This window comes from Limnohabitans sp. T6-5, from assembly GCF_003063315.1.
Taxonomy (GTDB): Bacteria; Pseudomonadota; Gammaproteobacteria; order Burkholderiales; family Burkholderiaceae_C; genus Limnohabitans_A.
This window is the reverse complement of sequence record NZ_NERV01000001.1, coordinates 375,109-389,620: the sequence shown is the minus strand read 5'-3', so window position 1 is coordinate 389,620 and position 14,512 is coordinate 375,109. Positions and strand designations below refer to the sequence as shown.

The 14,512-nt window shown below is 59.9% G+C and carries 12 protein-coding genes; 3 read left to right on the top strand and 9 right to left on the bottom strand.

Features of this window, described 5'->3' with window-relative positions; translation table 11 throughout:
* Nucleotides 1-11 precede the first annotated feature (11 nt).
* Complete coding sequence (gene cphA / locus B9Z51_RS01550) at nucleotides 12-2,183, bottom strand: cyanophycin synthetase (protein WP_108371214.1); 2,172 nt, start codon at nucleotides 2,181-2,183, stop codon at nucleotides 12-14.
* A gap of 168 nt (nucleotides 2,184-2,351) precedes the next feature.
* Between cphA and B9Z51_RS01545 the strand changes: the two genes are divergently transcribed.
* Entirely contained in the window at nucleotides 2,352-4,652 is a 2,301-nt protein-coding gene (locus tag B9Z51_RS01545; RefSeq protein ID WP_108371213.1) for an ABC transporter ATP-binding protein, read from the top strand.
* Nucleotides 4,649-5,113: a DUF1854 domain-containing protein gene (locus B9Z51_RS01540; protein ID WP_108371212.1), complete on the top strand. Its 465-nt coding sequence runs from the start codon at nucleotides 4,649-4,651 to the stop codon at nucleotides 5,111-5,113. The genes B9Z51_RS01545 and B9Z51_RS01540 overlap by 4 nt, the downstream gene beginning before the upstream one ends.
* A gap of 273 nt (nucleotides 5,114-5,386) precedes the next feature.
* Here the strand turns inward: B9Z51_RS01540 and B9Z51_RS01535 are convergent, their stop codons facing one another.
* The 7 genes from B9Z51_RS01535 to B9Z51_RS01500 form a co-directional block, all read right to left on the bottom strand.
* Nucleotides 5,387-6,751: an MBL fold metallo-hydrolase RNA specificity domain-containing protein gene (locus B9Z51_RS01535; RefSeq protein ID WP_108372619.1), complete on the bottom strand. Its 1,365-nt coding sequence runs from the start codon at nucleotides 6,749-6,751 to the stop codon at nucleotides 5,387-5,389.
* Between the two features lie 351 nt (nucleotides 6,752-7,102).
* Entirely contained in the window at nucleotides 7,103-8,245 is a 1,143-nt protein-coding gene (gene dnaJ, locus B9Z51_RS01525; protein WP_108371208.1) for a molecular chaperone DnaJ, read from the bottom strand.
* Nucleotides 8,238-8,612 carry a four helix bundle protein gene (locus B9Z51_RS01520; RefSeq protein WP_108371206.1) on the bottom strand — a complete coding sequence of 125 codons (375 nt, stop codon included), beginning with the start codon at nucleotides 8,610-8,612 and terminating at the stop codon, nucleotides 8,238-8,240. The genes dnaJ and B9Z51_RS01520 overlap by 8 nt, the downstream gene beginning before the upstream one ends.
* 32 nt (nucleotides 8,613-8,644) lie before the next feature.
* The gene (gene dnaK, locus B9Z51_RS01515) at nucleotides 8,645-10,567 is read right to left on the bottom strand and encodes a molecular chaperone DnaK (protein WP_108371204.1); all 1,923 of its coding nucleotides are present in this window, start codon (nucleotides 10,565-10,567) and stop codon (nucleotides 8,645-8,647) included.
* A gap of 99 nt (nucleotides 10,568-10,666) precedes the next feature.
* The gene (grpE, locus tag B9Z51_RS01510; RefSeq protein WP_108371203.1) at nucleotides 10,667-11,215 is read right to left on the bottom strand and encodes a nucleotide exchange factor GrpE; all 549 of its coding nucleotides are present in this window, start codon (nucleotides 11,213-11,215) and stop codon (nucleotides 10,667-10,669) included.
* 151 nt (nucleotides 11,216-11,366) lie between these two features.
* Nucleotides 11,367-11,717 (bottom strand): FKBP-type peptidyl-prolyl cis-trans isomerase, encoded by a 351-nt coding sequence (locus B9Z51_RS01505; RefSeq protein WP_108371201.1) that lies wholly within the window; start codon nucleotides 11,715-11,717, stop codon nucleotides 11,367-11,369.
* Between the two features lie 51 nt (nucleotides 11,718-11,768).
* Nucleotides 11,769-12,941, bottom strand: a complete 1,173-nt coding sequence (locus B9Z51_RS01500; protein WP_108371199.1) for a fumarylacetoacetate hydrolase family protein — start codon at nucleotides 12,939-12,941, stop codon at nucleotides 11,769-11,771.
* 220 nt (nucleotides 12,942-13,161) lie between these two features.
* On the opposite strand from B9Z51_RS01500, the gene B9Z51_RS01495 reads away from it, so the two are divergent.
* Nucleotides 13,162-13,815, top strand: coding sequence for an OmpA family protein (locus B9Z51_RS01495; RefSeq protein ID WP_233254785.1), 654 nt, complete (start codon nucleotides 13,162-13,164; stop codon nucleotides 13,813-13,815).
* A gap of 125 nt (nucleotides 13,816-13,940) precedes the next feature.
* On the opposite strand, the gene B9Z51_RS01490 is transcribed toward B9Z51_RS01495, so the two are convergent.
* On the bottom strand, nucleotides 13,941-14,483 hold the full coding sequence (locus B9Z51_RS01490) for a MarR family winged helix-turn-helix transcriptional regulator (protein ID WP_108372616.1): 543 nt from the start codon (nucleotides 14,481-14,483) through the stop codon (nucleotides 13,941-13,943).
* Between the last annotated feature and the right edge of the window lie 29 nt (nucleotides 14,484-14,512).

Genomic DNA, 14,512 nt, shown 5'->3' with positions numbered 1-14,512 from the left:
CTGGGGCCGCTTCAGACGGAGGTGGTTTGACCGTAACTCTTGACGCCAGCGCGGATCAAATCCGGGCTCAGGTCCAGCGCCCAGGCGGCGCAAGCGGCAATCAGCATGTCGGTTTGAGTCAGTGTTTCGGTTTTCAGCAAACGCGACACAGCGGGGCGTTGGATGGACAGCACCGATTGTTCTTTGCTGCCTTCTGCCAGGATCAGCTGACCCTCGCGCCAAAAGCCCACTCGGCCACCTTCAATGCGGTGTGCGTTCAGGCGGGGCTCGGCTTCTTCCTGCGCATAAAAGATGACCCCGCCATCGCTGTACTGCGCCAGATCGGCCACAGCTTCATCGGCGGCATGGAGCACGGCATAACCGTGGGGCAACACCAGATCAATCTGGGTGCGGATGTAGCTGGCCATCTTCTCATCGGGGCCGGGATACAGGTCTTCCAGTGGCGCGGCTTTGGGCATGCGGGTGACGATGCCGACCTGGCAACGGTCATAGGGCAGACCCTGGGTCAGCAGGTGGCGGGCGTCGCTTTCAAAGACCGCTGCCTCGACCGAGCGGTTGATCAGCAGCCGCTCCGCCTGATCGAAGTCCATGGCATTGCGGGTTTGCAGGCAACGCTGTTTCATGAACAGGCCATCGGCGCAGGCCAGACCGGTGTACAGGCCCTGAAGATGCAAAAGCCAGGCAATCAGCTTGGCACTGCGGGTGGTGTCACCATCGCCCATCAGGCCAATCACCGGGATGCGACCGGTTTCACGGGCGGGGATCAGGTGCTCGGCAATGGCCTGGCCCACAGGCCGGGGCTGGCCCACGGCAGGGTTCAGGTGCATCAGCAGGCTGGGGCCGGCATTGACTTCCACCACCACGCCCTGGGTGCCCAGGGGTTGGCGGATGTCCGGGGTCACGACGTCCACTCCCGCAATGTCCAGGCCCACCATGCGGGCGGCCAGCACGGCCTGCGCGGCCACGTCGGGGTGCACCACATCGGTGATGTCGGTGGTCATGTTGCCGGTGCGCTTGACCAGGACTTCACGGCCAGCTTCAGGCACGCTGTCGGGGGTCAGGCCCTGGCGGGCCAGTTCGAGCACTTCGGGGCTGTTTTCACGCAGCTTGACCAATTCGAGAGGCAGGTTGCCGTCGCTGCCTCGGCGCGGGTCGGCATTGATTTGCAGCGCCACGAGTTCGCGCACAGTGTGTTGACCGTCGCCCAGAATGCTGGCGGTTTCGCCCTGGCTGGCGGCCACCATGCGGTCGCCGACCACCAGCAGGCGGTGTTCGGAGCCGCGAATGAAGCGTTCCACGATGACTTCGCTGCCTTGCTCCAGCGCGATGGCGTAGGCCGCTTCGACGTCGGCCTGGGTGTTCAGGTCCAGCGACACGCCCCGGGCACGGTTGCCATCGCTGGGTTTGACGCAGACAGGCAGACCCATGTCTTGCGCCGCTGCCCAGGCCGCCGCAGGGCTGTCCACCACCTGGCCTTCGGGCACCGGCACGCCACACATGGCCAGCAGGTTTTTGGTCAGGTCCTTGTCTTTGGAGATGCCTTCGGCAATGGCGCTGGTGCGGTCGGTCTCGGCCGTCCAAATGCGGCGCTGGTTCACGCCATGGCCCAGTTGCACCAGATTGCCTGCGTTCAGTCGAATGTAGGGCACGCGGCGCTCGTAAGCAGCCTCCACAATGCTGGCCGTGCTGGGGCCGACATACAGGGCGTCCACCATGTCGGTCAGCTTGGCAATCGCTCCAGGCACGTCGTAGGGGGTGTCATGGATGGCCGCCAGAATCAGTTCGCGGGCCATTTCCAGAGAGTTGCGTCCCACGGTTTCATGGTCGGTGCGGATCACCACTTTGTAAACGCCGCGAGGCCCGGCTTCGCGCGCTTTGCCAAAACCCATGGGCATGCCCGCGCGGGTTTGCAGTTCCAGGCTGACGTGTTCAAGAATGTGGCCCGCCCAAGTGCCGTTGTCCAGGCGCTGGAAGAAGCCGCCCCGCACACCAGGGGTGCAGCGGTGCTCGATCATTTGGGGCAACCAGGCTTTGAGCCGGTCATTGAAACCCGGCAGCAGGTTGGAGGGGAAGTCTTCCAGCTCGCCAATGTCGATCAGAGCTTCGATGACCGAGCGGTAAGTCCAGATGTTGGGTCCGCGCAAATAGGTCAGGCGCAGGAATTGGATGTTTTTGGCGCTCATGGCTTGGAGGGGCAACGATACAATGACCGGCCGATGGTGGCGCTGGCAAGAAGCTCAGGGTTCGAAAGATACATGGGCAGTGTTGTTGCAGTCGTTGGCCACATCAATGGTTGTTTTTCTGTCTCGGCTGGCCAAATGGCAGGTCGGGCTACTTGCGGTTCAATCTTCATGATCTCAACACCTTCCTCTGTTTTGCTGCGTCAAGTGGTTCCAGACGCATGGCAAACCGAGGTTTCAGCGCACCTTCATTCTGATGAAAACGCGTTAGCTTGCTTGGAGGTTGACCTCAATGGTCAACTACAGTTCGCTAAAAATGTCATTATTTTGACCGATCGGCGGGTTTTATCACCTGACGGCCCTGAAAAAAGTTGGCGCAGCTGGGCTTTGCAGCCCGATTTGTCCCTCAAATTGAGCGATCACGCGGGGGTGGGCACATTGGAGCTGTCGTCTCCACAAGGCCGCTTGGCGGTCTGGCGATTCACTTTGGGTCTGCAAGCGGCAGTGGCCCGATGGGTCGTGCAATTTGAAAGCCAGTTGGCGAACTTGGGCAGCGTTTCGCAGGGGCGCCCGCTGCAAACGGTGTTGACACGCTCGCTTTGCCCGGTTTGCCAAAGCCCCATGCGTGACGATGAGGACGAATGTCCGCAATGTGGCCGTGAGGACCTCACTCCCCCTTCGACGTGGACTTTGTTCAAGCTGTGGCGCTTTGCCAAGCCCTACCAGGGCTCTTTGCTGGCAGGTTTTGTGCTGACCTTGGCGGCCACGGCCGCGACCTTGGTACCCCCCTACCTGACGATGCCCTTGATGGACGACATCCTGATTCCCTATCAAAACGGCAAGGCGATTGATCCGGGACTGGTGTCCATGTATTTGCTGGGCTTGCTTGGCGCCGCTTTGTTGGCCTGGGGTTTGGGCTGGGCCAAGACCTACATCCTGGCGCTGGTGTCTGAGCGGATTGGTGCAGACTTGCGCACCAGCACCTACGAGCATTTGCTCAAGTTGTCGTTGGAGTATTTCGGCGATCGCCGCACCGGTGACCTGATCGCTCGCATCGGCAACGAGACCGACCGCATCAACGTGTTCTTGTCCCTGCACCTGCTGGACTTCGCCACCGACGTGCTGATGATCCTGATGACGGCAGTCATCCTGTTCACCATCAACCCCACCTTGGCCATGGTGACCTTGTTGCCCTTGCCCTTCATCGGCTGGTTGATCCATGTGGTGCGCGAGCGTTTGCGCACCGGTTTTGAAAAAATCGACCGCGTTTGGGCCGAAGTGACCAATGTGCTGGCCGACACCATCCCCGGCATCCGCGTGGTCAAGGCATTTGCCCAGGAAGACCGCGAAGCCACGCGGTTCAAAGACGCCAACCGCCACAACCTGATGGTCAATGACCGACTCAACCGCGTCTGGGCCTTGTTCTCGCCCACGGTCACCCTCATGACCGAAGTGGGTTTGCTGGTGGTCTGGGGCTTTGGCATCTGGCTGGTGTCGGACGACAAGATCACGGTGGGTGTGCTGACCGCATTCCTGGCCTACATCGGCCGCTTTTATGGCCGTTTGGACACGATGAGCCGCATCGTCTCGCACACCCAAAAAGCCGCCTCGGGCGCCAAGCGCATTTTTGACATCCTGGACCACGTCTCCAGCGTGCCCGAGCCCATGAACCCATTGCCGCTGCCACAGGTTCAAGGACGCATCACGGTGCGCGATGCCGGTTTCCGCTACGGCAACCGCGCCGTCATCCGCCAGCTCAACCTCGACATCCAACCCGGTCAGATGATTGGTCTGGTGGGGCACAGCGGCTCAGGCAAGAGCACGCTGGTCAACCTGATCTGTCGCTTTTATGACCTGACCGAAGGCGCGATTGAGCTCGATGGCACCGACATCCGCCAACTCAAAATCGCCGACTACCGCAGCCAGATTGGTCTGGTCTTGCAAGAGCCTTTCTTGTTCTTCGGCACGATCGCTGACAACATTGCCTACGGCAAGCCTGGGGCGACCCGCGAAGACATCGTGACCGCTGCCCGCGCAGCCCATGCCCACGAATTCATCTTGCGCATGCCGCAGGGTTATGACTCTTTGGTGGGTGAGCGGGGGCAGGGCCTGTCGGGTGGAGAGCGCCAACGCATCTCGATTGCGCGTGCCCTGCTGATCAACCCGCGCATTTTGATTCTGGACGAGGCCACTTCGGCGGTGGACACCGAGACCGAAAAAGAAATCCAGCGTGCCCTGGACAACCTGGTGCGTGGTCGCACCACCATCGCCATCGCGCACCGCCTGTCCACCTTGCGCAAGGCCGACCGCCTGGTGGTCATGGACAAAGGCGTGGTGGTGGAAGAGGGCTCGCACGACCAACTGATCGAAGCGCAGGGTGCGTATTGGCGCCTTTATGAAGCGCAGCAGCGCCAGGCCGAAGCCGAAGCGGTGTTGAGTGGCAGCACAGAAGAACAAAAGGTGAGCGCATGACCCCGTTTGATTTGCAATGCGATGCTTTTGGCCGTTGGACACTGCTAATGGACGACGGGACCCGCCACGCGCCGGTGACCGCGCTGCGGGCTTACCCCGTGACCTCACCCGAGCAGGGCATTGCCCTGATGGATGCCGAAGGGCATGAACTGCTCTGGATAGCCGACATGGCCAAGCTCGATGCTGCCCTGCGCACCACCGTCTTGCAGGCACTCAATGAACGCGAATTTCTGCCCGAAATCCTGCGTCTGGAGGGTGTCAGCAGCTTTGCCACGCCCAGCACCTGGACGGTGATGACCGACCGGGGGGTGAGCCAGTTCCTGCTCAAGGGCGAAGAAGACATTCGACGCCTGACGGGCACGGTGCTGCTGATCAACGACGCCGATGGCGTGCAATACATGATCCGCGATCTCGCAGCCATGGACAAACACTCGCGCAAGCTGCTGGACCGCTTTTTGTAGGTCGGCACTCGCAGAATCCGTCGTTGTTGGTTTTGCTCAGGCCCATGTCGGGGCTGAAGCCACCGACCTACAACAGTCCTTCCCGTAGGTCGGCACTCGCAGAGTCCGACGTTGTTGGTTGATGCGCAGGCCCATGTCGGGGCTGAAGCCACCGACCTATAAATGGCCTTCCCGTAGGTCGGCACTCGCAGAGTCCGACGCTGTTGGTTTTGCTCAGGCCCATGTCGGGGCAGAAGCCGCCCATCTCCCAGAATTCAGACAAACCCCGTGCAGCTACAAAGGCCAGACCGAGCCTTGTTCAGGCACCAATGCGCGCCATTTGATCTCGTGCTCAATGCGCTGACGCAGCATGTCCGAGGCCTCGCGTTCGCCGTGCACCACAAACACCTGCCCGGGGGCGCTGGGTATCTTGTGCAGCCAGCTCAGCAATTGGTTGGCGTCTGCATGGGCAGATGCCGACTCGATTTGCACCACCTCGGCGCGCACCGCCACATCTTGGGCATGGATGCGGATGGTCTTGCTGCCACTGGCCAGCCATGCGCCACGCGTGCCTGGAGCCTGATAGCCCGTCAGGATGATCATGTTGCGGTGGTCGCCCGCATATTGCGCCAGATGGTGCAGCACGCGCCCACCGGTGGCCATGCTACTGGCCGCCAAAATCACCATGGGACCATGTCGCTTGGCCAGTGATTTGGACTGCTCGGGTGTCTCCAGCATGGTGGCCACATGGTCCATATTGCGCACTTCCTGCACGCTCAGGCGGTGCTCGCCGGGATGGCGTCCAAACAGGGCGGTGGTGTGGATGGCCATGGGGCTGTCCAGAAAAATCGGTAAACCGTGTGGAATTTCTCCCGCCGCCTTGAGTTGCGCGATCGTGTGCAGCACCGCCTGTGCCCGCCCCACCGCGAACACTGGCACCACAGACACACCACCGCGCGCTGCCAATTTGTGCAGCAGGGGTCCCAGCTCTTCAAACAGTTTCTCTTTGGGATGCTGGCGGTCGCCGTAGGTCGACTCGATCAGCACCGTGTCCGCCTGGGGTGGCGGCTCGGGCGGGTTCATCAAGGGGTCGTCCGTGCGGCCCAGATCGCCAGAAAACAAGATGCGGCGCCCCGCCACATCCAGCAGCAAACTCGCTGCGCCCAGAATGTGTCCTGCCGGCTGAAAGCGTGCCTTCCAGCCGCGAATGGGCTCGAACCATTCCCCCTGATGTTCCGCGTGCAATTGCTTGAGGCAGTGAGTGGCTTCTTGTTGGGTGTACAGCGGCAAGGCAGGGGCGTGTTTGGAAAAACCGTGTCGGTTGGCGAAAAATGCGTCTTCTTCCTGGATGTGCCCGCTGTCAGGCAACAAGATGCTGACCAGATCGCAAGTGGCCGAGGTGGCATGCACACGGCCCCTGAATCCGTTTTTCACCAGCAAGGGCAAGTACCCGCTGTGGTCCAGGTGCGCATGGGTCAACACCACCGCATCAATGTGCGCCGGGTTGGCAGGCAGGGGGCTCCAGTTGCGCAAGCGCAGTTGTTTGTAACCCTGAAACAAGCCGCAATCGACCAACAGCCGCTTTTGGTTGTGCTCGATCAGGTATTTGGAGCCTGTGACGGTGTCAGCTCCGCCCAGAAAGGTGATGGTGGCAGTCATCCTGCCATGGTGGGCGCAAAAGCCCAAGGCCGTTTGACGCAAGTCAAACGGCCTTGGGATCGGTCACAGTGGTTAAGTAGGTCGGCACTCGAAGAGTCCGACATATGGCTCGCAGACCGAATTCGCCCATGCAGACCTGGTAGTTCAACAAGCACATGTCGGGGTCTGCGACCACCGACCTACGAGCTGCGACCATCGTCCTGCGAATTTCCGCCTTGTAGGTCGGCACTCGAAGAGTCCGACATATGGCTCGCAGACCGAATTCGCCCATGCAGACCTGGTAGCTCAACAAGCACATGTCGGGGTCTGCGACCACCGACCTACGAGCTGGGATGGCATCACTGTGCGGGTTTAACCGCCGAAAAAGCCCTTGAGCTTGTCGGTCCAGCCTTCACCGCTGGGTTGGTGCTTGCCGCCGCCTTTTTGCAAGGATTCTTCAAACTCCTTGAGCAATTTTTTCTGGTGCTCGGTGAGCTTGACCGGGGTCTCCACGGTGATGTGGCAATACAAGTCGCCCGGATAGCTGCCGCGCACGCCCTTGATGCCCTTGCCGCGAATGCGAAATTGCTTGCCGGTTTGCGTGCCTTCCGGAATGTCAATGGCTGCTTTGCCGCCCAGCGTGGGCACCTCGATTTCGCCTCCCAGCGCCGCTTTGCTGAAGCTGATGGGCACGGCGCAATGCAGGTCGTCACCGTCGCGCTCGAAAATCGAGTGCTTCTTCAGGCGAATCTCAATGAACAGGTCGCCTGGCGGGCCACCGTTGGTGCCCGGCTCGCCATTGCCTGCGCTGCGGATGCGCATGCCGTCGTCGATACCGGCCGGGATTTTGACTTCCAGCGTCTTTTGTTTCTTGACCTTGCCTTGACCGTGACAGATGCCGCAAGGCTCGGGAATGATCTTGCCCGTGCCTCGGCAGTGCGGGCAGGTTTGCTGCACGCTGAAAAAACCCTGGCGCATTTGCACCTGGCCCTGCCCGTGGCAGGTCGAGCAGGTTTTGGCGCTGGTGCCAGGTTTGGCGCCCGTGCCGTGGCAGGTGTCGCACTCGTCCCAGCTGGGAATGCGCAACTGCGAATCTTTGCCATTGGCCGCCTCTTCGAGCGTGATCTCCATGGCGTAGCTCAGGTCAGCGCCCCGGAACACCTGGCGACCACCGCCGCGACCACCTCGGCCTTGACCGCCAAAGATGTCACCAAAGATGTCGCCGAACGCATCTCCAAAGCCACCGAAGCCTTGCGCCCCACCGGGGCCACCGCGCATATTGGGGTCCACCCCCGCATGACCATATTGGTCAAAGGCGGCACGCTTTTCGCTGTCCGACAGCATCTCGTAGGCCTCTTTGACCTCTTTGAATTTGGCTTCGGCATCCTTGGCCGCATCCCCCTGATTGCGGTCAGGGTGGTACTTCATCGCCAGCTTGCGATACGCCTTTTTGATGTCTTCGTCCGAGGCGTTTTTGGCAACGCCCAGCACTTCGTAAAAATCTCGTTTAGCCATGTTCGTTTTGTGTTGAGCGTTGAGCGTTAAGCGAATTGCGTAAACCGTTCAGGAGTGCGAACAAGCGTTCAATGTGTTGTTGCATTGCATCGGTCAATTCGCAGTAACCCAATGCTTGGGCCAGTAATAACTGTGTTTCGAGTTCGTTGAGTGAAGCTCTGCCCATTGTCACAAAATGAGCGAAATCTTTTTTCCCGCCACGACCAGCACCTTCCGCCAGATTACTGGGGATTGATACTGCGGCCCTGCGCATTTGCGCTGAGAGCCCAAAAAGTTCGTGTTTGGGAAAAGACTCGGTCAGTTCGTAAACAAGCCTGGCAAGCTCAAAAGAAACTTGCCAGGCCAGCAGGTCGCGGTAATTCCGCACGCTGAACGCTCAACGCAGTCCGCTGAACGCCATCAACCCTTTTTGACTTCCTTGACTTCAGCGTCCACAACGTTGTCGTCCTGGGGCTTGGCCTGCTCGGCACTGGCAGCGCCTGCAGCGGCTTGTTGGGCCTGCATCTCGGCATAAACCTTCTCACCCAGCTTCTGGCTGGCCGTCATCAGGGCTTCGGTTTTGGCTTCGATGGCGTCTTTGTCTTCGCCCTTCAACACTTCTTCCAAGTCTTTGGCGGCGGCTTCGATGGCTTCTTTTTCAGCTGCTTCGATCTTGTCGCCGTGCTCGCTCAGGCTCTTCTTGACGCTGTGCACAGCGGCTTCGCCCGAGTTGCGGGCTTGCACCAGTTCGAGCTTTTTCTTGTCTTCGGCAGCGTTCAGCTCAGCATCTTTGACCATCTGCTGGATTTCTTCTTCCGACAAACCCGAGTTGGCCTTGATGGTGATCTTGTTTTCCTTGCCTGTGCCTTTGTCCTTGGCGCCCACATGCAAGATGCCGTTGGCGTCGATGTCGAAAGACACTTCGATCTGGGGCGTGCCACGCGCTGCGGGTGGGATGCCTTCGAGGTTGAATTCACCCAGCGCCTTGTTGCCCGCAGCGATTTCACGCTCACCCTGGAACACCTTGATGGTCACGGCAGGCTGGTTATCTTCGGCGGTCGAGAAGGTCTGTGCGAACTTGGTCGGGATCGTGGTGTTCTTGGTGATCATCTTGGTCATGACACCGCCCATGGTCTCGATGCCCAGGCTCAGTGGGGTCACGTCCAGCAGCAGCACGTCCTTGCGGTCGCCCGAGAGCACTTGGCCCTGGATGGCGGCGCCCACGGCCACGGCTTCGTCAGGGTTCACGTCCTTGCGGGGTTCCTGGCCAAAGAATTCTTTGACCTTTTCCTGCACCTTGGGCATGCGGCTCATGCCGCCAACCAAGATCACGTCGTGGATGTCGGAGACTGACACGCCCGCGTCTTTGATGGCCATGCGGCAAGGGGCGATGGTGCGCTCGATCAGCTCTTCCACCAGCTGCTCCAGCTTGGCGCGGGTGAGCTTGACGTTCAGGTGTTTGGGGCCTGTGGCGTCAGCGGTGATGTAGGGCAGGTTGACGTCGGTCGAGGCGGAGCTGGACAGTTCGATCTTGGCCTTTTCAGCGGCTTCTTTCAAGCGCTGCAGGGCCAGCACGTCTTTGGACAGGTCAACGCCAGACTCTTTCTTGAACTCGCCGATGATGAAGTCGATGATGCGCTGGTCGAAGTCTTCGCCACCCAGGAAGGTGTCGCCGTTGGTGGACAGCACTTCGAACTGCTTTTCACCGTCGACGTCGGCGATCTCGATGATGGACACGTCGAACGTGCCACCACCCAGGTCATACACGGCGATCTTGCGGTCGCCCTTTTCGTTTTTGTCCAGACCGAAAGCCAAAGCAGCAGCGGTGGGCTCGTTGATGATGCGCTTGACATCGAGGCCAGCAATGCGGCCAGCGTCTTTGGTGGCTTGACGCTGTGCGTCGTTGAAGTAAGCGGGCACCGTGATCACGGCTTCGGTCACTTCTTCGCCGAGGTAATCTTCGGCGGTTTTCTTCATCTTGCGCAGGATCTCAGCGCTGATCTGAGGCGGGGCCATTTTCTGACCGCGCACTTCCACCCAAGCGTCGCCGTTGTCGGCTTTGGCGATGGTGTAAGGCATCAGGTCGATGTCTTTTTGGACTTCTTTTTCGGCGAACTTGCGGCCGATCAGACGCTTGACTGCGTACAAGGTGTTGCGGGGGTTGGTGACCGCCTGGCGCTTGGCGGAGGCGCCGACCAAGATCTCGCCGTCTTCTTGATACGCAATGATCGAAGGCGTGGTGCGAGCGCCTTCGGCGTTCTCGATCACTTTGGTCGTGTTGCCTTCCATGATGGCCACGCACGAGTTGGTGGTGCCCAAGTCAATACCGATGATTCTTCCCATGTTGTTTCTCCAAAATTCAGTAAAAGTGCAGATGTTTTGCAAGTGGGGCGCACAGGGCGCTTTTCAAGTCCCCTTGCGCCAAAAAGGTCATTGCCTGGTTTATTTGGGCGCAGTGACGGTGACCAAGGCAGGGCGCAGCACGCGCTCGGCAATGGAATAGCCCTTTTGCAGCACGGTGACCACGGTGTTGGGCTCTTGTTCCGCAGGCACCACGCTGATGGCCTGGTGGTGGTGCGGGTCAAACTTGGTGCCAGCGGCAGGCGCAATTTCGACCACTTTGTTGCGTTCCAGCGCGCTCTTGAGTTGGCGCAAGGTGGCTTCAGAGCCTTCGCGGATTTGCTCCAAAGTGGCGTTGGGAATGGCCAGGCCGGCTTCCAGGCTGTCCAGCACGGGCAGCAAGCTGTCGGCGAATCCTTCGACGGCGAACTTGCGGGCCTTGCTGATTTCTTCGTCGGCGCGGCGGCGGGCGTTTTGCACGTCGGCCTGACCGCGCAGGTACTGGTCTGCCAGATCGGCGTTTTGCGCCTTGAGGTTGGCCAGTTCGGCCAAGGCATCGGCCAGAGGATCTGTCGGTGCCATGGCAGCGGCGGCAGCGAGCTCTTCGTCGCTCAAGGGCTTGTTTTCGGAGTTTTGAGTAGCTTCTGACATGAACAATGTGCGGAAAAAATGAATACCCCTGTCAACTAAGGGCGAATGAGCAGACTTCAAGAGGGGGGGTCGCTTGAGTGCGAATTGCTGGAGGCGCCAACCAGAAAAAAGCCCGCCTGACGGCGGGCATGGGCGGGCTGAGGGCCTTGGATCAGCTCAGAGCCAGCAATTCCACGTCAAATTTCAGCGTGGCATTGGGCGGAATCACGCCACCCGCGCCACGGGCACCGTAACCCAGCTCCGAAGGGATGATCAAGGTGCGCTGACCGCCCACTTTCATGCCCGCCACGCCCTCGTCCCAGCCCTTGATGACCATGCCAGCGCCCAATGGGAACACAAAGGGGTCACGGCGGTCACGGCTCGAATCAAACTTGGCGCCTTGCTGGCCGTCCTTGTAGAGCCAGCCGGTGTAGTGCACGGTGACGTCTTGGCCTTTGGTGGCTTCAGCGCCTTCGCCAACAACGGTGTCTTCGTATTGCAGGCCGGATGGGGTGGTGTTCATGGTGTTCTTTCAGACAAAAAGGACCGAACGTGGTCCAACATAAGCCCGAAATTATGCCAGCAGGCCTCTGCGGGCCAAATCCCGCATCAAGGCGCCGGTGCCGTAGGTCCAGGCCGGTGCCTGGTCGCTGGTGGTGACTTGGTTGAGCAGGGTGCCCAGTAATGGCGTGGACACGCTCACCACATCGCCCACGACATGGGTAAAGCCCTGTCCTGGGCCATGGCGGTCCTGGGTGGGGGCAAACATGGTGCCCAAAAACAGCATCATTCCGTCCGGGTATTGGTGATATTGGCCCATGGCCTGGCTCACCAGATTCAGCGGATCGCGACTGATCTGGCTGAGGGAGCTGCTGCCTTGCAGCACAAAGCCATCGGGGCCTTGTACCTTGAGGCTTAAGTCGCACTGGCGCACATCGTCGATGCCAAAGTGTTCGTCAAACAGGCGGATGAAGGGGCCGATGGCGCAACTGGCGTTGTTGTCCTTGGCTTTGCCCAGCAGCAAGGCGCTGCGGCCTTCAAAGTCGCGCAGGTTGACGTCGTTGCCCAAGGTGGCCCCGACCACCTCGCCGCGCGAGTTGACCGCCAGCACGATTTCGGGTTCCGGGTTGTTCCACTGGCTGCCTGGGTGAATGCCCACTTGTGAGCCGGACCCCACGGCGCTCATGGGTTGCGCTTTGGTGAAGATTTCGGCATCGGGCCCAATGCCGACCTCCAGGTACTGTGACCACATGCCCTGGGCCAGCAAGACCTCTTTGAGCTTGGCCGATTCGGGGGAGCCGGGCTTGACGCTGCGCAGGTTGTCGCCGATCACGGCCACCACGGCTTGACGCACCGCTTCTGCGCGGCTGGCGTCGCCACGCGCCTGCTCTTCGATCACGCGCTCCAGCATGCTGGCCACAAAGGTCACGCCTGCGGCTTTGATGGCTTGCAGATCGCAGGGGGCCATGAACCAGGGCTGCTGCGCCTGGCGATTGTTCTCATCGCTGTTGGACAGGGCCTCGGTGGTGCTGGCCAATCGCGCTGCACGCCCCGAAACCATGAATTCGCGCACGCGTGAGGCGGCCTGGGGCTTTTCCAGCAAATCGCTGCAAGTGGGGGCCAGCGCTGACAGGTCGAGCACGTCCTGCGACGTGATGGCCACCACCACAGGCCCCAGACTTGGGACCCACAAGCGACCGATCAGCAAAGCGTGGTGCATGTCTTGGGGCAAGCTTGTGGGCAACATGGTCAATTCCTTGTGTCTCAAAACCCCCGATCTTGACAGACAGCAGAGTGAAAAACTGTCACCTGGGTGGAGAGGCGATGGTCAGCGGGGATGATATGGAATGAGCCTGAGTCCAAATGGGGGGAAACGATTGCTTGCAATCTTTGTGTGTTGAAAAACCGAAACTCAACGCCGCTGAGGCTAAATTCAACTTCGTTCATGCAAAACAAGGAAACAGTTTATGACTCAAAAAAATGCCATGTTGACCTCCGTGGGTGCTGCCGCGTGCGCTGTCGCTGTTTTGTTGACAGGTTGCGCCACCGCAACCTCTGAGCAAAAAGGCGCTGGAACAGGTGCTTTGATTGGTGCGGTCGCAGGCCAAATGCTCGGTCACGATTCCCGCTCGTCGGTGATTGGTGCGGGTCTGGGTGCTCTAGGCGGGTATGTCTGGTCCAAAAAAATGGAAGACAAAAAGCGCGCCATGGAGGTGGCTACCGCAGGCACCGGCACGGTGGTCACGCAAACCGCGGACAACCAGCTCAAGCTGAGCATCCCAAATGACATTTCGTTTGATACGGGGCGGTATGACATCAAGCCGAATTTGCGCCCCATCCTGGACCAATTTGCCCAGGGTTTGAGCCAGCAAGCGTCCATGGAGGTGAAGATCGTGGGCCACACTGACAACACGGGCAGCGATGCGATCAACAATCCCTTGTCGGTCAATCGAGCGCAAAGTGCGCGTGATTATCTGGTGGCCCGTGGCGTGAGCAACAGCCGCATGGCGATTGACGGACGCGGTTCGCACGAACCCATTGCCGACAACGCCACCGAGGCTGGCCGCGCCCGCAACCGCCGGATAGATATCTTTTTGGCCGAGCGTGCGGCAGGAAAGTAAATCGAAGCGCTTGGCAGACGGCTCATGTCGGACTTTGCGAGTGCCTACTTACGGGACGTTCCTTGCCGTGATAGGTCGGTGCTCGCAGACCCTGATTTCGGTTCCTGGGCCGGTAGGTATCGGTGTTAAAGGTAAATTTTTTGCAAAAGTGCAAGCAATGTTTTGCGCTGTGCGGGCGTGAGTTTGGCGGTCTTTTCGATTTCCAGGTCGCTGGCGGTGTGTTCGGCTTGCACCATCAAAGCTTGCCCCTTTGGGGTGGTGTGCAGACCCACAGCACGGCCATCGTGCGGGTGGGGCTTGCGCTCGATCAGGCCGCGAGACTCCAGCGACTGGATCAGGCCCACCAAGTTGGGAGGCAACAAGTTCAAGGCGGCGCACAACTGACGTGAGGTCACACCGGGGTTGTGCTGGATGGTAGACATGACTGAAAAATCCACCGGCTTCAGTCCATACGGCGCCAGCCGTTCCAGAAACAACTCGATGATGCTCAACGCGGCGCGGCGGGCGTTGTAGCCCATCAGGGTTTGCAGATAGCGGGTATCCACCTTCTCGACCACCGCGCCAGTGCTTGTCTTCTTGGCAGAAGTCGTCCGTGGTGCTTTGTCGTTGTGCGCCGGGCGTGCGCTGGTGCGCGCTTTCGCAGGTATTGCTGCAAGTTCGGTTGGCATTGATTTTTTGGAGGTGGACATGGCGGGGC

Coding starts and splice junctions, on each gene's coding strand:
- B9Z51_RS01535 (WP_108372619.1), bottom strand. CDS start 6,751: ATGACTGCCACCATCACCTTTCTGGGCGGAGCTGACACCGTCACAGGC.
- B9Z51_RS01505 (WP_108371201.1), bottom strand. CDS start 11,717: ATGAACACCACCCCATCCGGCCTGCAATACGAAGACACCGTTGTTGGC.
- B9Z51_RS01490 (WP_108372616.1), bottom strand. CDS start 14,483: ATGCCAACCGAACTTGCAGCAATACCTGCGAAAGCGCGCACCAGCGCA.
- B9Z51_RS01540 (WP_108371212.1), top strand. CDS start 4,649: ATGACCCCGTTTGATTTGCAATGCGATGCTTTTGGCCGTTGGACACTG.
- dnaJ (WP_108371208.1), bottom strand. CDS start 8,245: ATGGCTAAACGAGATTTTTACGAAGTGCTGGGCGTTGCCAAAAACGCC.
- B9Z51_RS01545 (WP_108371213.1), top strand. CDS start 2,352: ATGATCTCAACACCTTCCTCTGTTTTGCTGCGTCAAGTGGTTCCAGAC.
- B9Z51_RS01495 (WP_233254785.1), top strand. CDS start 13,162: ATGACTCAAAAAAATGCCATGTTGACCTCCGTGGGTGCTGCCGCGTGC.
- B9Z51_RS01500 (WP_108371199.1), bottom strand. CDS start 12,941: ATGTTGCCCACAAGCTTGCCCCAAGACATGCACCACGCTTTGCTGATC.
- dnaK (WP_108371204.1), bottom strand. CDS start 10,567: ATGGGAAGAATCATCGGTATTGACTTGGGCACCACCAACTCGTGCGTG.
- cphA (WP_108371214.1), bottom strand. CDS start 2,183: ATGAGCGCCAAAAACATCCAATTCCTGCGCCTGACCTATTTGCGCGGA.
- grpE (WP_108371203.1), bottom strand. CDS start 11,215: ATGTCAGAAGCTACTCAAAACTCCGAAAACAAGCCCTTGAGCGACGAA.